This is a genomic window from Streptomyces sp. NPDC060209 (genome assembly GCF_042728155.1).
Classification (GTDB): Bacteria; Actinomycetota; Actinomycetes; order Streptomycetales; family Streptomycetaceae; genus Streptomyces.
The window spans coordinates 49442-70948 of the sequence record NZ_JBHWZS010000010.1; the positions used below are offsets into that span (position 1 = coordinate 49442).

At 71.5% G+C, this 21507-nt stretch carries 18 protein-coding genes; 14 read left to right on the plus strand and 4 right to left on the minus strand.

All coding sequences use genetic code 11. From position 1 onward, the window contains the following. Positions 1 to 3 precede the first annotated feature (3 nt). Positions 4 to 1008, plus strand: a complete 1005-nt coding sequence (locus tag ACFWFI_RS03910; protein WP_387385090.1) for a HEAT repeat domain-containing protein — start codon at positions 4 to 6, stop codon at positions 1006 to 1008. A 183-nt stretch (positions 1009 to 1191) separates the two neighbouring features. On the opposite strand, the gene ACFWFI_RS03915 is transcribed toward ACFWFI_RS03910, so the two are convergent. Both ACFWFI_RS03915 and ACFWFI_RS03920 read right to left on the minus strand, forming a co-directional pair. Then, a complete protein-coding gene (locus ACFWFI_RS03915; RefSeq protein WP_387385093.1) occupies positions 1192 to 3024 on the minus strand; it encodes an ABC transporter ATP-binding protein in 1833 nt (610 codons plus the stop codon). Between the two features lie 385 nt (positions 3025 to 3409). After that, positions 3410 to 3886: a DUF5709 domain-containing protein gene (locus ACFWFI_RS03920; RefSeq protein WP_387385095.1), complete on the minus strand. Its 477-nt coding sequence runs from the start codon at positions 3884 to 3886 to the stop codon at positions 3410 to 3412. 211 nt (positions 3887 to 4097) lie between these two features. Between ACFWFI_RS03920 and ACFWFI_RS03925 the strand changes: the two genes are divergently transcribed. The 11 genes from ACFWFI_RS03925 (at position 4098) to ACFWFI_RS03975 (ending at position 17233) form a co-directional block, all read left to right on the plus strand. Further along, a complete protein-coding gene (locus ACFWFI_RS03925) occupies positions 4098 to 5354 on the plus strand; it encodes an ATP-grasp domain-containing protein (protein WP_387385097.1) in 1257 nt (418 codons plus the stop codon). Then, complete coding sequence (locus ACFWFI_RS03930) at positions 5351 to 6190, plus strand: Rossmann-like domain-containing protein (RefSeq protein WP_387385100.1); 840 nt, start codon at positions 5351 to 5353, stop codon at positions 6188 to 6190. Before ACFWFI_RS03925 ends, ACFWFI_RS03930 begins: the two co-directional genes overlap by 4 nt. Then, positions 6187 to 7272: a PLP-dependent cysteine synthase family protein gene (locus ACFWFI_RS03935; RefSeq protein ID WP_387385103.1), complete on the plus strand. Its 1086-nt coding sequence runs from the start codon at positions 6187 to 6189 to the stop codon at positions 7270 to 7272. The genes ACFWFI_RS03930 and ACFWFI_RS03935 overlap by 4 nt, the downstream gene beginning before the upstream one ends. Beyond that, positions 7269 to 8336 (plus strand): enolase C-terminal domain-like protein, encoded by a 1068-nt coding sequence (locus ACFWFI_RS03940; RefSeq protein WP_387385105.1) that lies wholly within the window; start codon positions 7269 to 7271, stop codon positions 8334 to 8336. The genes ACFWFI_RS03935 and ACFWFI_RS03940 overlap by 4 nt, the downstream gene beginning before the upstream one ends. After that, complete coding sequence (locus ACFWFI_RS03945; protein ID WP_387385108.1) at positions 8333 to 9607, plus strand: MFS transporter; 1275 nt, start codon at positions 8333 to 8335, stop codon at positions 9605 to 9607. Before ACFWFI_RS03940 ends, ACFWFI_RS03945 begins: the two co-directional genes overlap by 4 nt. Next, a complete protein-coding gene (locus ACFWFI_RS03950) occupies positions 9604 to 10398 on the plus strand; it encodes a class I SAM-dependent DNA methyltransferase (RefSeq protein WP_387385111.1) in 795 nt (264 codons plus the stop codon). Before ACFWFI_RS03945 ends, ACFWFI_RS03950 begins: the two co-directional genes overlap by 4 nt. Positions 10399 to 10499: 101 nt before the next feature. Then, positions 10500 to 12092 (plus strand): ABC transporter substrate-binding protein, encoded by a 1593-nt coding sequence (locus tag ACFWFI_RS03955; RefSeq protein WP_387385113.1) that lies wholly within the window; start codon positions 10500 to 10502, stop codon positions 12090 to 12092. Continuing rightward, positions 12089 to 13042, plus strand: a complete 954-nt coding sequence (locus tag ACFWFI_RS03960; RefSeq protein WP_387385116.1) for an ABC transporter permease — start codon at positions 12089 to 12091, stop codon at positions 13040 to 13042. Before ACFWFI_RS03955 ends, ACFWFI_RS03960 begins: the two co-directional genes overlap by 4 nt. Then, a complete protein-coding gene (locus ACFWFI_RS03965; RefSeq protein ID WP_387385118.1) occupies positions 13039 to 13848 on the plus strand; it encodes an ABC transporter permease in 810 nt (269 codons plus the stop codon). Before ACFWFI_RS03960 ends, ACFWFI_RS03965 begins: the two co-directional genes overlap by 4 nt. Beyond that, complete coding sequence (locus ACFWFI_RS03970; protein ID WP_387385120.1) at positions 13845 to 15392, plus strand: ABC transporter ATP-binding protein; 1548 nt, start codon at positions 13845 to 13847, stop codon at positions 15390 to 15392. The genes ACFWFI_RS03965 and ACFWFI_RS03970 overlap by 4 nt, the downstream gene beginning before the upstream one ends. A gap of 338 nt (positions 15393 to 15730) precedes the next feature. Further along, on the plus strand, positions 15731 to 17233 hold the full coding sequence (locus ACFWFI_RS03975; protein WP_387385123.1) for a UDP-N-acetylmuramoyl-L-alanyl-D-glutamate--2,6-diaminopimelate ligase: 1503 nt from the start codon (positions 15731 to 15733) through the stop codon (positions 17231 to 17233). On the opposite strand, the gene ACFWFI_RS03980 is transcribed toward ACFWFI_RS03975, so the two are convergent. Together ACFWFI_RS03980 and ACFWFI_RS03985 are read right to left on the minus strand one after the other, a co-directional pair. Next, positions 17215 to 17694, minus strand: a complete 480-nt coding sequence (locus ACFWFI_RS03980; RefSeq protein WP_387385126.1) for a hypothetical protein — start codon at positions 17692 to 17694, stop codon at positions 17215 to 17217. The genes ACFWFI_RS03975 and ACFWFI_RS03980 overlap by 19 nt on opposite strands. A 75-nt stretch (positions 17695 to 17769) precedes the next feature. Further along, entirely contained in the window at positions 17770 to 18417 is a 648-nt protein-coding gene (locus ACFWFI_RS03985; RefSeq protein WP_387385127.1) for an HD domain-containing protein, read from the minus strand. A 212-nt stretch (positions 18418 to 18629) separates the two neighbouring features. On the opposite strand from ACFWFI_RS03985, the gene ACFWFI_RS03990 reads away from it, so the two are divergent. Then, on the plus strand, positions 18630 to 20144 hold the full coding sequence (locus ACFWFI_RS03990; RefSeq protein ID WP_387385129.1) for a carboxylesterase/lipase family protein: 1515 nt from the start codon (positions 18630 to 18632) through the stop codon (positions 20142 to 20144). Positions 20145 to 20321: 177 nt separating this feature from the next. Next, complete coding sequence (locus ACFWFI_RS03995; protein WP_387385139.1) at positions 20322 to 21455, plus strand: S1 family peptidase; 1134 nt, start codon at positions 20322 to 20324, stop codon at positions 21453 to 21455. Positions 21456 to 21507: the final 52 nt, after the last annotated feature.

Consider the following 21507-nt stretch of genomic DNA (forward strand, 5'->3'; position numbering starts at 1 on the left):
GCAGTGCTGATCGGCGATGTGGCACGGCGGTCCGGGGTCAGCGCCCGCATGCTCAGGCATTACGACTCGCTCGGTCTTGTGCGCCCGACGGGTCGTTCCGACGCCGGCTATCGCCAGTACTCCAGTGAGGACATCCGGCGGATCTTCCATATCGAGAGCCTGCGGTCACTGGGGCTGTCGCTGCGTGACGTCGGGCGCGCGCTCGATGATCCCGGCTTCACGCCTTCGGACCTCGTCGACGACCTCGTCCGCCGGACGAGGGAACGCATCGCAGCCGAGACGGAGCTGCTCACGCGACTCCGTCGGATCGGTGCGGCGGAACCGGCCGGGTGGGAGGACGTCCTCCAGATCGTCGCACTCCTCCATGCGTTGGGGTCGAAGAGCGCCGGGATGCGCCAGTGCGCGGCCCTGTCCTCGGTCGACGAGGTTCCGGTTCCCGTGGAAGCACTGGTCGAGGCAGCGCTGAGCGAAACGGACCCGAATGTCGCCGGAGCCCTTCGATGGGCTCTGGCGCAGTCGGGCGCCGTCGGATCGGCCCTGCTGGCGGAGGGCCTCGGCTCAGAGGCACCGGAGGTGCGGAAACGCGCCGTCCGGTCCATCGCCGAGTTTCCGGACGGTGAGGCGACCGCACTGCTGCAAGATGCCCTCACGAACTCCGACATCGTGGTCCGCAGGTATGCCGCGTTGGCGCTCGGGGCACGAGGAGTGGCCGACGCGGTCCCGACGCTCGTCGACATGGTCGTCGAGGAGACGAACGACGTCGATGCGGCCGATGCCCTGAGCGCGCTGGCGAGCCGCCCCGCGTTGGCGGATCAGATCGCCACCGGGCTCGTCGACCGTCTCGCCCACGGCACCCTTGGACCGTCCGCACGCCGACGGCTGACAGAGGCGCTCGCGGGTATCCCGGGAATCACGGCGGCACGTGCTCTCGCAGATCTGTCACATGACGAAGACCGCGCCGTGGCACTGACCGCGGCATACGTTCTCGGGTTGCGGGACGCACACTGACGGCTCCTTCCACGGGGCGCACGCTGACGGTTCCTTCCACGGGGCGCACACTGACGGTTCCTTGCTCAAGCGGCGTGCGGGTCGCCGGAGGTCCCCGATGCGTGTCGCACCGGGGACCGAGGGGCTTTCGTCCGGATCAGGCGAGCCCAGCCTGATGCAAACCAACCGGAAGGACCCCCACCGTCACCGCGCCTGATCAGCCGTGGCGGCGGGCTCGCCGTTGGCGGTGTCGACGAGGAAGCCGCCGGACTGGTGGTGCCAGAGCTTGGCGTAGGCGCCGTCGGTGTGCAGGAGCTCGTGATGCGTGCCCTGCTCGACGATGCGGCCGTGGTCGAGGACGATGAGGTGGTCCATGGCCGCGACCGTACTCAGACGGTGCGCGACGACCAGCGCGGTCCGGCCCTCCATCAGCTGCCAGAGTGCCTGCTGTACGAGGGTCTCGCTCTCGGAGTCCAGCGCGCTGGTCGCCTCGTCCAGCAGCAGGATCGGTGCGTCGCGCAGAATCGCCCGGGCGAGTGCGACCCGCTGGCGCTGTCCGCCGGAGAGCTTGACGCCGCGTTCCCCGACCATCGTGTCGAACCCCGCGGGGAGTTGATCGGCGAACTCGGTGACATGGGCCGCGTCGGCGGCGGCGCGGATCTCGGCGTCGGTGGCGTCCGGGCGGGCGAAGTGGATGTTCTCGCGCAGGGTGCGGTGGAACATGGCCGGTTCCTGCGGGACGTAGGCGATCAGGCTCCGCAGGTCCGACTGGCGCAGTCGGCTGATGTCCTGACCCCCGATCAGGATGCGGCCCGACTGGACGTCGGCCATCCGCAGCAGCAGCCGGGTGAGTGTGGTCTTGCCGCCTCCGGACCGTCCGACGAGGCCGATCCTCGCCCCGCTCGGCACGTCGAGTTCGAGCCCCTCGAAGATCGGATCGCCACCGTCGTGGGCGAAGGTGACATGCTCGAAGCGGACGTCCGCGGCCTGCCGGCCCAGCGGCTCGGGTGTGGCGGGGTCGAGGACGGTGGGCGAGATGAGGAGCAGCTCGGTGAACTGCGCGGCCTCGGTCATCGAGCTCTCGAGGCGGCGGTAGATCTGATTGAACTCGAACATGATGCGGGTCGAACCGGTGTAGTACGTGAAGGCGACCACGATCGCCTCCACGCTGCCGCCGCCCGCGCTGATTCCGACGGCGAGGAGCAGTCCCAGCCCGTTGGTGAGCACGGACAGCGGCGCGACGAGGGTGTCGATGCGGAGATTGCCGTAGTCCCACGAGCGCAGCGTCAGCCGCCTGGACTCCGCGACCCGTGCCCGGTGTTCGGCGGCCTCGCGCTCCTCGGCGGCGAAGGCGCGCACGGTGTCCATGTTCATCAGTGCGTCGGACACGTGGCCCGAGACCCTCGCGATGGCCTCCTCACGCCGGTTGACCAGTTTCTGGCGGCGCCGGATGAGCGGTGCCGCGCACACGGCGGTGAGCGTGATCATCGTCAGCAGGCCGGCCACCAGCAGGGGGTCGTAGCTCCAGAGGATCACCGTGCCGAACAGCAGCGGTGCCAGGCTTCCGACGATGTTGAAGGTGAGCGTATCGACGAACTCCTCGAAGCGTGAGGCGAAGCTCAGCACCCTCTTCGTCAGTGATCCGGCGAAGTTGTCCTGGAAGAACGCGGCGTCCTTGGCGAACAGCTCGTCCATGCCGGTGACATACAGGTGCTCGATGCCGCGGGCGTCGACGCGGTTGAGACAGTGGAGCCCCGCCCGCCACATGATTTCCGCCAGGAGCAGCACTCCGGCGAAGACGCCGACGTAGGGGAGCGCCTCACGGATGCCTATGGCCCCGTCCTCGGCGATCCGGCCGACGAGTTTGGCGACGACCAGCGGCGCGACGTATGTGATCCCGATGTTGCCGAGTGCCGGGAGCGCGAGCGCCGGAACGGAAAGTCTGCGCTGGCGGGAGATTTCCCGCAGGTAGTGGCGGAGTGCGAGCCGGACAGGGCCCTTGCCCGGCCCGGTGTCGTGAGACTGCTGCGATCCCATGCCGACCTCATGTCGTTTCGCGGGCAGTTGCTCCGGGCTTCGCCGTGATGGGGGGCCTCTCCCCTCAAGGGGGCGGCACCGCACCGGGCAGAAGCGCTCGCCACGCGTCGGCGGCAAGAGATCCGGGAGAGAAGAGTCTCCCGTGGCCGGGTGGTCGGCGTCCAAGTGTTTTCAGGGGGCACGGGTAGCGCAGCGGCGCATTTCGGCCGGTCCGTCCGCGCACCCTCGCGCCATGGGCGCACATGGTTGCACGACGGGGGTCCGCCGTTCCGTACGTGCTCGGAGGGCTCAGCCGGACCGGGGGCGTGCGGGCTCACGCGCATGCGTACGCGGGCGGGCACCGGAAGGGGAGGCCGACGGAGACTGGGGGCCCGGGGCGGCGCCCTCAGCGGGCCGGCTCCTCCCCGAACAGGTCCTGCTCCTCGGGGATCAGATGCATCGCTGCCTCCTCGGCGGACGCCGCCGCGCCGTCGATGCCGACGTCCTGGGCGGTGAGGGTGGACGGCACATGCCCGTCGCCCTCCTGCGTGAGCCTGCCCGCGCGGTCCGTCCCCACTTCCGTGTCATAGAGCTCCCCGTCGCCGTCCGCCAGATCGCCGGGACCGTCGCGGGCGGGGTCGGAGTTCTCGGGAACCTCCCTGGTCAGACGGTGGTCGAGGGATTCGCCCGTGTGCTGCTCCGAGGCGGTGGTGCCCTCGTCGTCGACCGCCCAGGGCCGGTCCGGCGGGGAGTAGCCCTCGTCCAGGACGTCGGCGATCCCGGACGTGTCCAGGGTGTCCTCCAGATCCAGCAGGTCAGCGGGGTCCGAGGCCTCCGGCTCCTGCGGCTGGTAGACGTCGTCCCCCCGGTCGCTGTCGGTCATGGCGTGCCCCTTCCTCCGGGTCCCCCTGTATGCAATTCCACTCCGGTCCGGCGAGTGACGCAACGGAAGGCGGTTCCCGACAGCAGTGACGCTGTTTTAGATGACAATGAAAACGATTATCGATAGCGTGTGTGCGGTCGGGCCGGCAGCCTCCGCATGGGGTGACCTCTGCCTGCCCGTACAACCGACGGCACTGTGAGAAGGGGAGCTCGTGGCTCATCTGTTGGTGGTCGAGAGCTGGGTCGGATCGATGAGCAGACTGTTGCCACGGGCGCTGGGGGAGGGAGGGCACCACTTCACCTTCCTCACCCGCGACCTGCACCACTACCTCCGATCCGCACCGGAGGGGACCGGCCATCCGTTGCTCACCGCCCGTAACGTCGTCACCGCGCCCACCAATGACGTCGACACGCTGCTTCCGCAAGTCGAGCGGCTGCACGAGGCTCTGCAATTCGACGGGGTGATCACGTCCTGTGACTACTACCTGCCGACAGTCGCCCGGATCGCCGCCCTGCTGGGCCTGCCGGGCCCCTCGGCCGAAGCCATGGAGCACGCCTGCCGCAAGGACGCCACCCGCCGCGTCCTGGCTGCCGCCGGTATCCCCGGCCCCCGCTTCGCGGTGTGCGCGGACGCGGCGGAGGCCGCCGTGGCCGCCCGCGACATCGGCTATCCACTGGTGGTCAAGCCGGTGGACCTCTGCGCGGGCATGCTCGTGCGCCGGATCGACGACGCGGAACAGCTGGCCGAGGCCTGCAACGCTCTGGCGGCCTTTCCACGCAACGCCAGGGGGCAGCGGCGTACGCCCCACATCCTGCTCGAGGAGTTCCTCCAGGGCCCCGAGGTGAGCGTGGAGACCGTGACCTGCCGCGGCGTCGCGCACGTCGTCGGTGTGACGGACAAGAGCGTCGGCGGGGCCCCGGCCTTCGTGGAGACCGGCCACATGTTCCCGGCCGCCCTGGATCCGGACGACCTCGCCGCCGCCACCGGCACCGCGCTGCGCGCCGGAGCGGCGCTGGGACTCGACGACGTCGTGGCGCACACCGAGATCAAGCTGACCGCCGACGGCCCCCGGGTCGTGGAGGTCAATCCCCGCCCCGCGGGCAACCGCATCACCGAGCTGGTCCGCCATGTCACCGGGATCGACCTTGCCCTCGCCTGCGTCGATGTCGCGCTCGGCAGGGAGCCCGACCTTCGCCGCCGCGACACGGGACTGCTCAGTGCGGCCATCGGATTCCTCGTCCCCGACAGCGCGGGAACGCTCGCGTCCGTGGAGGGCGTCGACGGTGTGCGGGACGCCGACGGGGTGCTGGAGGTCCAGTTCGCCGAGGCGGGCCGCGCGGTCGAGGCCGCGGACAGCAACAACGCCTACCTCGGGCACATCATGGCGGGCGACGCCACCGGACCCGGTGCCCGGGAGCGCGTCGAGACCCTGCTCGCGGGAGTGCGCCCCCTGCTGGTGCGCTCATGACGACGACCTCGCGCGCGCTCGCACCGTGCTTCGACGCCCTCCTCGGTCAGGCCCTCCGCGGTGAACTCGGCCCGGCCCCCCTGACGCGCCGCATCGCCGTGGCCTTCACCACGTCCCAGGCCGCACGGCACGACGGGCGGCGCGGCGGATACCGCAACGAGGTCCTCAGTCTCCGCCTCGGCCGCGCGGTCGGCTCGTGCGCGGTCGAGCCCGGAGCCCTTCCCGCCGGAACCGCCGAGGACTGCGCCGGCGCGGACGTGGCCGAGCTCCTCGCCCACCCCCTGCTGCCGGTCCGGGTCGCGGCACTGGACGCCTATCTGATGGACGTCACGCCGCACACCCCGTCCCACGGTGCGCAGCCGGTGACCGTCCCCGCCGGAACCTCGCTGGAGCGTTCGCGGGCACGGGCCGCTGCCGTCGTCGACCTGCTGGACGTGTCACCCGGCGGCAACGTCCTGGTGGTCGGCGTCGTCAACTCCCTGTTGGCCGAGCTGCGTTCGCGTGGACTCATCGGAATCCCCTGTGACCTGAAGGGCGGCACCACCGAGTGGGGAGAGCCCATCGGCACGGACGCACTCGGGGAGATCGGCCGCTGCGACGCGGTACTGGCCTCCGGCATGACGCTCGGCAACGGGACCTTCGACCCGCTGCGCCGGAGCGCCCGGGAGCACCGGAAGCCGCTGGTCATGTTCGCCCAGACCGGGAGCGCGGTCCTGCCCCGCTTCCTGGACGCCGGGGTGACCGCGGTGTGCGCGGAGCCGTATCCCTTCTTCTGGCTCGACGGCGGACCGGGCGCCGTCCACCGCTACCGCGCGGACGACGGAGGCACCTCGTGACCACGGCATCCCTGCCCGCCCTCGCGCCCAACCGCGAGCTCCTCGCCCTCCTCGGCCGCACCCCGCTGGCCAGGATCACCACCGCACTGCCCCTGTCCCACCCGGGCTTCTGGGCCAAGCTCGAAGGGCACGCCGTCGGCGGAATGAAGGCGCGGGCCGCCGTCTCGATGCTCCTCGGCGCCGAGGAGCGCGGGGAACTGCTCCCCGGCGCACCGGTCGTGGAATCGACCTCCGGCACGCTCGGCATGGGGCTCGCCTTCGCCGGACAGGCCCTCGGGCACCCCGTCGTGCTCGTCGGCGACAGTGAACTGGAGCCCTCCATGCGGCAGTTGCTCCGCTCGTACGGAGCGCGCCTTGAGCTGGTGGACCGGCCCGCAGCGCGCGGCGGCTGGCAGGGAGCCCGACTGGAGAGGCTGCACGACCTGCTCGCCCGGCTGCCCGGCGCGTACTGGCCCGACCAGTACAACAACCCGGACAACACGGCCGGTTACGCGTCGCTCGCAGCCGAACTGGCCACTCAGCTCGACCACCTCGACATCCTCGTCTGCAGCGTCGGCACGGGAGGGCACAGCGCCGGGATCGCCGGACCGCTGCGCAGGCACTGGCCCGGCCTGCGCCTCGTCGCCGTCGACTCCACCGGATCCACCATCTTCGGGCAAGAGGCGGCGCCCCGGCTGATGCGCGGTCTCGGCAGCAGTATCCATCCGCGCAACGTCGCCTACGACGCCTTCGACGAGGTCCACTGGATCGGCCCGGCCGAGGCCGCCGACGCCTGCCGGCGGCTCGCCCGGGGCAACTTCGTCAGCGGCGGCTGGAGCACGGGAGCCGTCGCACGCGTCGCCGCGTGGGCCGCCCGCACCCACCCCGGGGCGGCCGTCGCCACCGTCTTCCCGGACGGGCCCCACCGCTACCTCGGCACCGTCTACGACGACGACTTCATGACCGCCCACCACCTGGACCCCGACCTCGCGGCAGGGCAGCCCGTCGACATCCCGCACCCACGCGCCCGGCAGACCGGTGGCTGGGCCCGGTGCACCACCGTCATCGATCCGCTGGCGGAACACCTGGAGAGGCAGCCGTGAAGTTCACCCAGCACACCGTGCGGCTCGTTCTCGCCGAGCCGCTGCGCATCTCGCGATCGACCATGACGGCCCGCGACGCCGTACGCCTCACCGTCGAACACGAAGGGCTCAGCGGACATGGTGAGGCCGTCACCAGCGTCTTCTACGGTCTCGACACCCCCACCCTGGAACGCCTCGCCACCCGGACCGGTGAGCGGATCACCCGCTTCCCCGGCCCGGAGACCGCGCTGCACGCCCTGCGCGAAGGCGAACTCACGGCGCCCGGCACCCCGGCCGCCGTGACCGCCGCCACCGAGGCGGCGCTCCTCGACCTGGTCGGCAAGCGCACCGCCACCGCCGTGCACCGTTTCCTCGGGGCACCCGTGGCGCCGAAGGCCGCGACCGCCCGCACGATCTCCCTCACCTCCCCGGGGCGGGCAGCCGCCCAGGCCCGCGGACTGGCCGGGGCCGGTTTCTCCGTGATCAAGATCAAGGCGGGCGACCGGGACGAGGAAGCCGATCTGGACCGGGTGCGCGCCGTCCGCGCCGCGGCCCCGGCCGCCCGGCTCCTCCTCGACCCCAACGGGGCCTGGTCGGCGGACCAGGCACGCACACTCCTGCCCCGGTTCGCCGATATGGGCATCGAGGCGGTGGAACAGCCGATCGCACCCGGCGACCCGGAAGCTCTCGCGCGGCTCGCCGCCCGCTCACCCGTGCCCGTCATCGCGGACGAGGACGCGGTCACCTACGAGGACGCGCGGCGGCTCGCCGGACGCGTCCACGGGATCAACGTCAAACTCGCCAAATGCGGCGGCGTCCACGCCGCTCTCCGTATCGCCGCCCTGATCGAGGGCAGTGGCACAGACCTGATGCTCGGCTGCCTGACCGCCAGCACCCTCGGCATCGCCCCCGCCGTCCATATCGCCGACCGCGCCCGCTGGACCGACCTCGACGGGCACCTCCTGCTCGCCCACGACCCCTGGACAGGCATCGGAGGCGAAGACGGATTCGTCGCGGCCAACGGGCGGCCGGGGCTGGGAGTACACCTCCGCGCCGCAGCCGGGGCCCGGAGCGCGGCCTCATGAGGACCTGGCACGAGATCCGCGGATTCCCGCTCGCCATCCGCGTACTGCTGGTCAACCAACTCGGCGTCAACACAGGCTTCTACCTGCTCATCCCCTACCTGGCCACCCACCTCGGCGACGACCTGGGCATGTCGGCGGCGGTCGTCGGCATCGTCCTAGGCGTACGCAACCTGAGCCAGCAGGGACTCTTCCTCATAGGCGGCTCCGCCGCCGACCGGCTCGGCGCCCGCGGCGTCATCATCGCCGGCTGCGCGATACGCACCGCCGGCTTCGCCCTCTTCGCGCTCGGCGACGGCCTTCCCGTACTGATCGCCGCGTCCGTGCTCAGCGGGGTGGCGGGCGCCCTGTTCAACCCCGCCGTCCGCACCTATCTCGCCCAGGAGGCAGGCGAACGCAGGGCCGAGGCGTTCGCCCTTTTCAACGTCTTCGCGACAACCGGCGCGCTCATCGGTCCCCTCCTGGGCAGCGCCCTGCTTCTCGTCGACTTCCGGGCCTCCGCGCTCACCGCCGCCGGAATCTTCGCCCTGCTCACCGTCGCCCAGGCCCTGGTGCTCCCCACCAGGCACGTGCCACCGGCCACGGGCAGCGTCACCGCCGACTGGCGTGAGGCCGTCGGCAACCGTGCCTTCGTAGCCTTCGCGCTGGCCATGGTCGGCATGTTCACCCTGGAGAACCAGCTCTATCTGCTGCTGCCCGCCGGCGCCCGGCAGGCCACCGGCTGGGACGGCGCCGCCGGACTCGTCTTCCTCGTGGGGACGATCGCGGGCATCGCCTTCCAGCTGCGGATCACCCGCGCACTGAAGGGACGTGGAACCAGGGGTCGTTGGATCGCCACCGGACTGGTGCTGATGGGGCTGGCCTTCGTACCGCCGATGCTCGTCGCCGGTACAGACGCACCCCCGGACGGAACCCTGAGCGCCACGCTGCGCGCCCTGCCCGTGCTGGCCGGAGCCCTCCTGCTCCACCTGGGAGTCATGGTCGCGCAGCCCTTCGTCATGGAGCTGATCCCAGGCTTCGGGAGGCAGGCCCTGACGGGCACGTATTTCGGGATCTTCTACGCGGTCTCCGGCATCGCCGCGGCTCTCGGCAACGCCGTCGTCGGCCTGGCCATGGACGCCGCCCGGCGCGGCGGGGACAACAGCGCGGCCGCACTGCTCCCGTGGGCCTGCTGCCTGGCGGCGGGCCTTGTCTCGGCCGCCGCGTTGAGCTGGTTGCAGCGCACCGGCACCCTGCCCGGGACACGGCCCGCCCCCGTGGCGGTGACGGCATGAACCACCTGACGGGGAATCTGCTCACCGACCGCCCGGAGCTGTACGAGGCCAGATTCCCCGACCCCGAACGCCTCGCCGGCCGTTGGGCGGAGGACCTCCTGTGCCGGTACGGCGCCGGCCCGGCCGTCCTGGACCTGGGCTGCGGGACCGGCCGGGACGCGGCCTGCCTCCACGGCGCCGGACGACGTGTCACAGCCGCCGACCTCTCCGGCACCATGCTCGCCCACGCCCGCGCCCACCACCCGGGGCCGGTGTACGTACAGGCCGATCTCAGCCGGTTCGATTTCGGTCAGCGGGCCTTCGACGCCGTGGTGTGCCTGGACAGTGCACTGCTGTACTGCCATTCGAACGAGCAGCTCGACGGATTCCTGGCCTCCTGCCGCCGCGCTCTGGTGCCCGGCGGCCTGCTGGTCGCGGAGATGCGCAACGGCGCGTACTTCCTCGGCCGGGACGAACCTCCCACCGCGCCCGCCGTATCCCGCTTCACCTGGCACGGCACGACGTACAGCTCGACCACCGCACTGCGCGTCGACCGCGCCGCCCAGCTTCTGCGGCGCACCCGCGGCTGGACCGCCGACGACGGCAGCCCGCCCGTCGAGGAGCACTCCGCGTGGCGGCTGCTCCTGCCCCAGGAACTGCGCCACTTCCTCACCGTCCACGGATTCGATGTCCTCGCCCTGTACGACGGCCCCGGACCACGCACCGAACCGGCCTGGCAGCCGGGCGCCGAACCCGGTACCGCCGCCGACGGCGACCGGCTCCACCTCGTCGCCCGCAAGCCGGTCAGGTAGTCCGCCGGGAAACCGGTCGCGCGATCCGCCGAGAAGCCCGTCAGGAAGCCGGCCATGCCATCCGCCGGCAACTCAGCACACCCAGCAACAGGAGAACAGCCATGACCGCATCAGCCGACAGACACGAACGCTTCCCCGGCCTGCGCAGGCGCGGCTTCCTCGCCGCGGCCGGGGGAGCGGCCGGACTCGGCGCACTCGCGCTCGCCGGATGCTCCGGGCCCACCGCCACCGGAGCCGCCGGCAAGGGGGACGGCACTCCCCGGCGCGGCGGACGGGTGCGCGCCGCCTTCGCCGGAGGCGGCGCGAGCGAAACCCTCGACCCGCACCTGGGGAACCTCTTCGCCGACGCCGCCCGGAGCAAGGCGCTCTTCGACAAGCTGGCCGACTACGGCGCCGACCTGTCCGCGGTGCCACGACTGGCCGGGAAATGGGAGCCGAACGACGGCCTCGACCGCTGGACCGTCACGCTGAGGCAGGCGGAGTTCCACGACGGGAAGCCGGTGACCGCCGCAGACGTCCTGTACAGCTACCGGCGCATCGCCGATCCCCGCAAGGCGTACCGCGCCCGTGCGTCCCTGGAACCCATCGACCTGAAGGCGAGCCGTGCGACGGGGGAGCGGACCGTCGAGTTCGTGCTCAAGCGGCCGACGGCCGAATTCCCCAACGTGCTGGCCGCCTTCGGGACTTACATCGTCCAGGACGGCGCCACCGAGTTCGACCGCGAGCCGATCGGCTCCGGCCCCTTCCGGTTCGTCTCCTTCGCCCCCGGGCGCTCCACCGTCCTGCGGCGCCACGACGCCCACTGGGACGGGGCCCCGCACCTGGACGAGCTCGAATTCATCGTGGCCAACGAGGAGTCCGCCCGGATCAACGCCCTCCTCGGCGGCCAGATCGAGTACGCGCACGAGCTCAACCCCGCCACCGGACGCGCCCACGAGAAGGCGGGCGGCATCGAGATCGTCCGGCTCCGGAACAGCGCCATGCAGGCCTTCGCCATGAAGACCGACCGCCCTCCCTTCGACGACCCCCGGGTCCGCGAGGCGTTCTTCCTCATCGCCGACCGCGAGGAACTGGTGAACGGCGCCCTCTCCGGCGCGGGCGAGACCGGCAACGACCTCTTCGGCAAGGGATACGAGTACTACGCGGACGAACTCCCTCAGCGCGAACAGGACATCGACCGCGCGCGCCACCTCCTGAAGCAGGCCGGCGCCGAAGGTCTGAAGGTCACCCTCGACACCTCCGCCGTCGCCGCGGGCTTCACCGAGGCCGCCGGGATCTTCCGCGACCAGGCGGCACGCGCCGGAGTGACCGTCGACGTACGGATGGGCAGCAAGGACTCCTACTGGAAGGACATCCTCGACTCCGGCACCCTGTGCTGCTACCGGTCCGGAGCCATGCCCATCGAGTCCCACATCTCCCAGCGGCTGCTCACCGACTCCACCACCAACGCCACCAAATGGCAGGACAAGACCTTCGACGCGCTCTACCAACAGGCCCAGTCCACCAAGGACAAGAAGGCCCGGGCCGCCCTCTACGGGCGGATGCAGCGACAGCTGCACGCCGAAGGAGGCTTCCTCGTCTGGGGTTTCGGTGACTGGATCCTCGGCACCGCACCCTCCCTGCGGGGCGTCGCCCGCGAAGCACCCGCCAACACCCTGGACTGGGCGCGCTTCGACAAGGTCTGGCTGGCGTGAACGGACTGCGTTCCTGGATCGCCCGGCGAGTGTTCCTCGGCGTCGTACAGACGGCGGCCGTCGTGCTGCTGGTCTTCGCGCTCACCGAGGCGCTGCCGGGCGACGCCGCGGTGGCCTTCGCCGGAGACCAGCCCGATCCGCAGCGCATCGTGGCCGTCCGTGAGGCGATGGGGCTCGACCGGCCCGCCCACGAGCGGCTGGCCGACTGGGTCATGGGGCTGCTGCACGGCGACTTCGGCACCTCCCTCACCTCCGGACGGCCGGTGGCCGGGTTCCTCGCGGACGGCTTCGGCCCCACCCTGCTCCTCGCCACGGTCGCGGTCCTGATCCTGGTCCCGGTGGGGGTGGGCCTCGGTGTACTCGCCGCCCGCCACGAAGGGCGGTTCACCGACCGGTTGATCAGCTCCGCCACCCTCGGCGTCTACGCCGTTCCCGAATTCGCCCTCGGAGTACTGCTGGTGAGCGTCTTCGCCCTGCGGCTCGGCTGGCTCCCGCCGACCGCCGTCGGCCACGGCACCGGTCTGCTCGCACATCCCGCCGTGCTCGTCCTGCCCGTCCTGGTCCTGCTCGCCCGGCCCGTCTGCTCGCTGGCCCGGCTGGTCAGGGCCGGCATGATCGAGGCGCTCGCAGCCCCGTACACCGCCCATGCCAAGCGTTACGGAATTCCCGGGGCACGCCTCCGCTACGGGCACGCCCTGCCCAACGCCCTCGCCCCCGCCACCCAGCAGCTCGCCCGCACCATCGACTGGCTGCTGTGCGGCGTCATCGTCGTGGAGGCCCTCTACGTGATCCCCGGACTCGGCACCCTCCTCATGAACGCGGTGGCCGACCGCGACATCCCCGTCGTGCAGGGACTCGCGGTGGTCTTCGGCCTCGCCACCGTCGTGCTCAACCTCGGCGCCGACCTCGTCACCCACCGGCTCGCACCACGCTCGGGGGTGGCGGCGTGAAGAGGCTCCGCAGATACGGCCCAGGGGCAGCCGTCGCCGCGGTCCCGCTAGGCCTCGCCCTGGCCGGGCCGTTCCTCGTGGGGGAGCCCTCGGCCCGCGCCGCCTCCTTCACCCTCGGCGGCGGCCACTGGCTCGGCACGGACTTCGTCGGCCGGGACGTCGTGCACCAGGTGCTGCTCGGCGGGCGGCCCGTGGTCCTCGTCGCGCTGGCGGCCACGGCTCTCGCGTACCTCGTCGCACTGCCACTCGGGCTGATCAGCGCGCTCACCCACCGAAGGTGGCTGGAGGAAGTGCTGATGCGGCCACTGGATGTGCTGCTCGCCGTTCCCTCGCTGCTCATGATCCTGCTGGTCGCCGCGGCCTTCCCGCCCGGAGCGGCGGGACTCGCGCTGCTGGTGGCCTTCGTCTCGATACCGGACGCGGCCCGGATCGTGCGCGCGGCCGCCGCGGAGGCGGCGTCCCGGCCCGCTGTGGAGGCGCTGCGTATGCAGGGAGAGAGCTGGTGGCGCCTCGCCGTCGGATACGTGGGGCGGTCCATCCTGCGCACGCTGGCCGCAGACGCGGGGATCCGGCTGACCGGGGTGCTCTACCTGGTGGCCACGGCGGCCTTCCTGGGCATCGGAGTCGCCCCCGATGCCGCCGACTGGGCCGTGATGGTGGACCGCAACCGCACCGGACTGCTCATCCAGCCCTGGGCGGTCGTCGTACCCGCCCTGCTCATCGTCGCACTGACCATGGGCAGCAATCTGCTCGTCGACGCGGCCATGGAGAACCGCACCCCTCCCCGGAAGGGCCGTCGCCCATGAATGAGAACCCTGTGATCGCCGCCGTCACCGGACTGACCGTCGAGGTCGACGGGCGGGCGCTCGTCGACCGGGTCTCGCTCCGGATCCGCCCCGGCACCGTGACCGCCCTGGTCGGCGCTTCCGGCAGCGGCAAGACCACGACCGGTCTCGCCCTGCTCGGTGAATTCCCCGCCGGCGCGAGGGTGACGGGCGAGGTGGCCGTGCACGGCACCCGGATCGGCTACGTCCCCCAGCACCCCGCGGCCGTCCTCAACCCCGCCCGCCGCACCGGGTCCCTCCTGCGGGACATCGCGCGGCAGCAGGTGCGGGACCTGCCCCGGTCGCAGCGTCGCGCCGCGGCACGGCAGCGGGTCGACGAAGCTCTCGCCGATGCCCAGCTCGACGGCACCGACGAGGTGCTGAGCCGCTACCCGCACCAGCTGTCCGGAGGCCAGCAGCAGCGTGTCGTCCTGGCACAGGCGCTGCTCCTCGGTGCCCGCGTCATCGTCGCGGACGAACCCACCACCGGGCAGGACGCCCTGACCAAGCGGCGTATCGTCGACCAGCTCGCGGCGGTGGCGGGCCGGGGGATCGCCGTGCTGCTGCTCAGCCACGACCTCGACGTCGTACGCGAACTGGCCGACGAGGTCCTGGTGATGCGCGGCGGCCGGGTGGTGGAGCAGGGTCCGGCCCACCGGATCCTGGACGCCCCCACGCACCCGTGGACCAGGGAGCTCCTCGTCGAACCTCGGACCCTCCCGTACGCGGACCCCGAGCGCACCGGTGCGGAGCTGCTGACGATCAGCGGACTCACCGCCCGCCACAGGAACGGCGGCGCCCGCGTCCCGGTGCTGAGCGTGGACGGGCTCTCCCTCCGCAGCGGCGAATGCCTCGCCGTCGTCGGACGCTCGGGCAGCGGCAAGACCACCCTGGCCCGCTGCCTCGCCGGCCTCCACCGCGACCACACCGGGCAGGTCCTGCTCGACGGCAAGGCGCTGCCCCGCAGCCTGCGGGACCGCAGCCGTGAGCAGCTCGCCGCCGTGCAGTACGTCTTCCAGGACGCGCGGGCAGCCTTCGACGAACACCGGCCCGTCCTGGACCAGGTGGCCCGCACAGCGGTACGCCTGCACGGCGCCGAACGCCAGGAGGCGGCGGCGGAGGCCCGGCGGGTCCTGACGGACCTCGGACTGGACGACGGGCTCGTCCTCAGGCTGCCGGGCCGCCTGTCCGGCGGCGAACTCCAGCGCGCGGCCCTCGCCAGGGCGCTCCTCGCGAGGCCCCGGGTGCTGGTCTGCGACGAGATCACCTCGGGACTCGATCCGGTGACCCGGCGCTCCCTGCTGGACCTGCTCGCCCTGCTGGTCCGCCGTCAGGACGGTCCGGCCGTCGTGCTGATCACGCACGACCTCGACACCGCGGCACCGGCCACACGCGTGGCCGTGCTGGACGGCGGAGAGGTGGTCGAGGAGGGCCCCAGGGAGCAGATCCTGAATGCTCCCCGGCACCCGTTCACGGTGTCGCTGCTCGGTGCGTCGACGAGGTGGGGAGCTGCCGTACGCCCATGAAGCGGAATCCGGACCACCCGTCCGGACGTACACTCGGCCCCATGGGTCACACCGGCGTCATAGGGAAGTGCCTGCACCAGGCTGCCCCCGGTGTGCTCGCAAGCTGCCGTACCGCCCTGCACGGGCACGGCTAGCGACCTTCAGCGGTTAGCGCTCCCGGGGCGACGCATCGTCCCGTCTCCCGGCCGTGCGTCCACGCCCCACCGATCACATCGGGCCCCGCTTCCACCTCGTACGTCGCACGCGCTCCACTTCACCACCGCTGCATCGGCGCACCGCCGTCGCGGCGTTCCGGCGACGGCCGCACCACGGCTCGAGCCACCCTCGAAGGGACCATCTTGAAGCTGAGCGAGCTGCTGGCCGGACAGAACCACCACATCCTCCAGGGCGACCCGGAGAAGACGCACGTCACCGCCGGAACGGCCTTCGACGTGGACCGGGTGGTGCCGGGGTCGCTGTTCATCGCGGTGCCCGGACACCTGGAGGGCGGCCCCGGTGCGGTCGCCCCCGCCGTCGCCCGGGGCGCGGTGGCGGTCGTGGTGGAGGACGGCTGCGTACTGCCCGCGGCAGCGGGGGACGTCTGTGTCGTACAGGTGCCGGACACCCGCAGTACGGCCGCCGTCGCCGCCTCCCGCTACTACGGCGAGCCGGGGCGGCGGATGAACATGGTGGCGATCACCGGCACCAACGGGAAGACCTCGGTCTCGTACATGGTCGAATCCGTGCTGCGGATCTCCGAGGGGGCGAGGGCCGGAGTCATCGGCACGGCCGGAAGCCGCATCGGCGACGAGGTGATTCCGATGCCCCGGACCGTGCTGACCACACCGGAATCCCCCGACCTGCAGTACCTGCTGGGGCAGATGCGTGATCGCGGGGTGGGCACCGTGGTGCTGGAGGCCACGTCCATGGGCCTGCTGACCCACCGGGTCGACCGTACGTTCGTCGACGTGGGGGTGTTCACCAACCTGAGCCAGGACCACCTGGACGACCACGGCACGATGGACAACTACAGGGACGCCAAGCTCCGGCTCTTCCAAGGGCTGTGCAAGCACGCCGTGGTCAACGCCGACGACCCTGTGGGGGCCCGTATCGGCGCGATGATGCCCGGCGCGGTGACCACGTACGCCCTCGACACCGCGGCCGACTACCGGGCCACCGATCTGGTCGTCGACGCCTCGGGCACCCGCTTCACGCTGCATCACGACGGCCGCAAATACCCGGCCGCCATTCCCGCACCCGGCAGGTTCTCCGTGTCCAACGCGCTGGCCACGGTGGCGGCCTGCCACACCATGGGGCACGGTCTTGCCGGGCTGGTCTCCGCACTCGAACGGATGCCGCAGATCCCGGGCCGATTCGAACGTGTCACGACCGTCGCCGGCACCTCGGTGATCGTGGACTACGCCCACTCCCCGGACTCCCTGAACAAGGTCCTCAGCACCATCCGAGGCTTCGCCCGTGCCAAGGTCATCACCGTCTTCGGCTGCGGCGGGGACAGGGACACCACCAAGCGTGCCGAGATGGGGACGATCGCCGGGACACACTCCGACCTGTGCGTTCCGACCTCGGACAACCCGCGCAACGAGGACCCCGAGGCGATCCTGGACCAGGTGGTCCCGGGCATCGCGGAGACCGGCACCCCGTACGAACGCTTCGCCGACCGCCGCCGGGCCATCGCCTTCGCCCTGTCCGAGGCCGGACCCGAGGACATCGTCCTGATCGCCGGCAAGGGCAGCGAGCCCTACCAGATCGTCGGTGACGCCCTGCTGCCCTTCAGCGACATGGCCACCGTGCGGGAAATCGCCGATGTCCGGGTGGAACGGGATCAGCCCGCTCTGCGGTAGGTCAAGGCGAAGTCGTGCTCCCACTCGCCGCCGTCGAAGCGGACCTCCCAGCCACCGGTGATGGTGTCGGTGTCCTCGCTGAACGTGCCGGTGAAACGCTGGCGGAATTCCAGGGGCGTGAAGTCGGGCGACTCCCGGGTGAGCGTCCACACCCCGCCGTCGAAGCTCATCGAGTACAGGCGGGCCACGCCGCGTGAATCGAAGTAGTGCTGTGTGTACGAGCCGGTCCCCGGGTCGGCTCGTACGATCATCAGGCCGTCGGGTGCCGTGGGGGCGGGGATCTCGGTGCGCTGCACGAGGACCTGACCGTCCAGTGCCCATTCGAACCGGCTGCGTGCCATCGGACCGTCCCCTCCGGGGGCGGGTGTCGACGGCTGGTCGCCGGGAAAGCGCGCTTCCAGGACCCACTCACCCACGAAGACATCGAGGCGTTCCAGCATTTCCGCTCTGTCCCCGGTCATGACGATCACTCCGATCCGGCCTTGCGCATCATCGATTCCTCCACGGACGGGTCGGGCGCCCGGTGCGCGGACCCGTCACTCCGGCCACGGCGATTCGAGAACGGCGCGTACGAAGTCCCCGCGTTCGAAGCCGGGAACGTAGTGCTGGAGAACGTCGGCCTTGATGTTGCCGAAGGTCGTCTCCGGCTTCGGGCGGATCCCTTCGGTGAACGCGGCGAGGATCCGCCGCTTGAAGTCCGGTCGTGGATGGAGCGCGACGACAGCGGCGCGGTCGGCGTCGGAGACGTCCTCGTAACCGATGCCCAGCACGTCGTACTCCACCCCGGCGCTCACCAGCGCCACCTCGGGATCCATGAAGGCCGGGATGCCGGGCGTGGTGTGCAGGGCGATGGCCGTCCACACCCGCCGCACGCTGTCCTCGGGCACCCCGTGGGACTGCAGGAAGCGGCGCGCCTCGTCCGCGCCGTCCACCTCGAAGCGCCGGCCGCTGGAGCGGAAGTTCTCACCCAGGCCCAGGTCGTGGAACATGGCGCCGATGTACAGCAGTTCCGGATCGAACGAGAGATCCCGGCGGCGGCCCCGCAGGGCGCCGAAGAGGAAGACCCGGCGGGAATGGTGGTAGACGAGCTCGTCGGTCGTGTCGCGCACCAGCTCGGTCGCCTCGACCGCCAGCCTCGTATCCGGTACGTGCACGCCGGCTGCCTGCGACGGGTCGGTCGTCATGGTGTCACCCAGCTTCCTGGACGGCGGATCGGGGCGGGCCCTTCCAGGATCGGCGCACGTGGGCGTCGATCCATGGCCGACAGGCCGTGGATCCCCCGACTGATTCACATCAGGGGTGCGTCAGTCGATGCGATTCAGGTGTTGGCCGGGGCCGCCCGTCGAGTGCGAGGCTGATCCCGCGCCCCAGGCAGGGGCGGAACGGGGGAAAGAGGATGAGAGTGTTCACCACGAACGCCGGAGCAGTCGCCGGGCAACGTACCGTCCGCGATCCGGGAGTCGTCGTTCTGCGCGGAATCCCGTACGCCGCCCCGCCCTTCGGCGCCGACAGGTTCCGCGCCCCGCGCCCTGCCGCCCCCTGGGAGGTAATCCGGGACTGCGCCGCGTTCGGGCCCGTCGCTCCCCAGTCGGCCGAGCTACCCGGATCACCGGTCTGGTCACCGGGGGACGAGGACATCCTCAGCCTCAACATCTGGACTCCGGCCGACTGCGGCGAGACGCTTCCCGTGCTCGTCTGGATCCACGGCGGCGCCTACGTCTTCGGCTCCTCCGCCCAACCGGATTTCGACGGGACGGCCCTGGCCGGCCGCGGACTCGTGGTCGTCACCCTCAACTACCGTCTGGGCTTCGAAGGGTTCGGCCACGTCCCGCCCACCGACGGTGAGGAACCCTGTCCGGACAACCGGGGGCTGCTCGACCAGATCGCCGCTCTGCGGTGGGTGCGGGACAACATCGCCGCGTTCGGCGGCGACCCCGGCCGGGTCACCCTGGCCGGTCAGTCCTCGGGAGCGACCTCGGTCGCCTGCCTGATGGCGATGGACGGGGCGCGTGGCCTGTTCCGCCGTGCCATCGCGCACAGCGCCGTGAACGCCTGCGCCACCCCGGAGTCCGCGGCCCGCACCACGGGGGAGGTGGCCGCGGCGGCCGGCGTCCCCGCCACGTACGACGGGCTGGCGTCGGCCTCCCCGAAAGCCCTCGTCGACGCCTCCGACCAGGTGGCGGAGAACTACCGGCGCGACCCCGCGTCGGGGCACCGCCATTACGACCCCGCGATCTACGGACCGGTGGCGGGTGTGGCCGGACTGCCCGTCGACCCCCTCACGGCGTGTGCCGCGGGAGCGGCCCGCGAGGTGGACCTGATGGTCTGCCACACTCCTGAGGAGTACTGGCTGCTGGACGCCGTGGGCAGCTGCGCGCGAGTGACCACGGAGCAGCGGCTTGCCGTGTTCGCCTCCGACCACCAGCTCCCGCGGTCCCTGCTGGACGCCTACCGTGTGCTGATGCCCGAGGCCTCCGTGAACGAGGTCTACCTGGCCGTGTACGGGGACCTGCTGTTCGGGGAGTACAGCAGCAGGCTGGCGGAGCTCCACGCCCGGGCGGGCGGACGGGCCTACCTCTCCCGCTTCGTCCGGCAGCGCGACGGCCGCGGGGAGCCGGTCAGGGCCTGGCACTGCGCGGACATCCCGTTCGCCTTCGGCACCGTGGAGGACGAGACCGTCCACTTCCTCATAGGAGGACCTCCGAACGCCGCCGACCGTGAACTCGCAGGGCGCATGACGCACGCATGGGCGGCCTTCGCCGCCACCGGCGACCCCGGCTGGCCGCAGGTCACCTCCGCCCCCGGTGGCGCCGTACGGATCTGGGACACCTCGCCGGAGGGCAACCGCGGCCGTTGGGACGCCTTCCGGGCGCCGTGGCAGGCCGCCGGGCTTCCGCTGCTCGCACCCTGATCCTGCGGAGCCGACGACGAATCCGCGGACCGTCATTGGCATGGACCTGCCTGTCGAACTGGACTACAGTCCGTTGCGGCACTTCTGAGAGCGCTCTCAGACGGCTCTCGGATGCTTCCTGTTCCACCCCCACGAAGCTGGAACAACAGAAGGGGCACTCCCTTGAGACATACGACGATGGTGCGGACGGGTCTCTCCGCACTGCTCATCATCGGCACCTGGGCGACCGCCGGTCTGACCCAGGCCGCCGCGGCCGACTCCCACCCCTCCGCCGAACCCCAGGCGTCGGCCGGGATCATCACGGCCATGCAACGCGACCTAGGGCTGACGAAGGATCAGGCCGAGGCGCGGCTCACCGCGGAGAAGAAGGCGACGGCCCTGCAGGGAACGGCGCAGAGGGCGGCCGGGGTGTCGTTCGGCGGCTCCTGGTTCGACGCGGGCAACGGCCGGCTGACGGTCGCCGTCACGGACAGCGCCAAGGCGGGTGCCGTCCGTGCGACCGGCGCGGAGGTGCGGGTGGTCGACCGCACGGCGCGGGAGCTCGACGCCGTGAAGAACCGGCTGGACGCACTCTCCGCACCCAAGGGCGTGAGCAGCTGGCACGTCGACCCCCGGGCGAACAGCGTCATCGTGAACGTCGTCGCCTCCGAGCAGGGTGACAACGATGTCCGAGCGTTCGTCGCGAAGGCGCGCGAGGCCGGCCCCGTCACCGTGAAGCAGACCGCCGAGGCACCGCAGACCTTCGCCGCGGGAACGGTCGGCGGCGACCCGTACTACACCGGCAACGTCCGCTGCTCCATAGGCTTCTCCGTGCACGGCGGCTTCGTCACGGCGGGCCACTGCGGCCAGGCGGGCGGAGCTGTCAGGGGCTGGGACGGCTCGGCCATCGGCTCCTTCCAAGGCTCGTCCTTCCCCGACAACGACTACGCCTGGGTGAACGTGGGCAGCGGTTGGTGGACCGTCCCCGTGGTCCTCGGCTGGGGCACCGTCTCCGACCAGCTGGTCCGCGGCTCCAACGAGGCCCCGATCGGCGCCTCGATCTGCCGCTCGGGTTCCACCACCCACTGGCACTGCGGAAACGTCCTCGCCAAGAACGAGACCGTGAACTACAGCCAGGGCGCCGTCCACCAGATGACCAAGACCAGCGTCTGCGCCGAAGGGGGCGACTCCGGCGGCTCGTTCATCAGCGGCGACCAGGCGCAGGGCGTCACATCGGGCGGCTGGGGCAACTGCAGCAGCGGTGGTGAGACCTGGCACCAGCCGATCAACGAGATCCTCAACCGGTACGGGCTGACCCTCCACACGGCCTGACGGTGACTCCGCCGGGTCCCGGTGACCCGGCGGGACGCGACCGGTCTGCTGC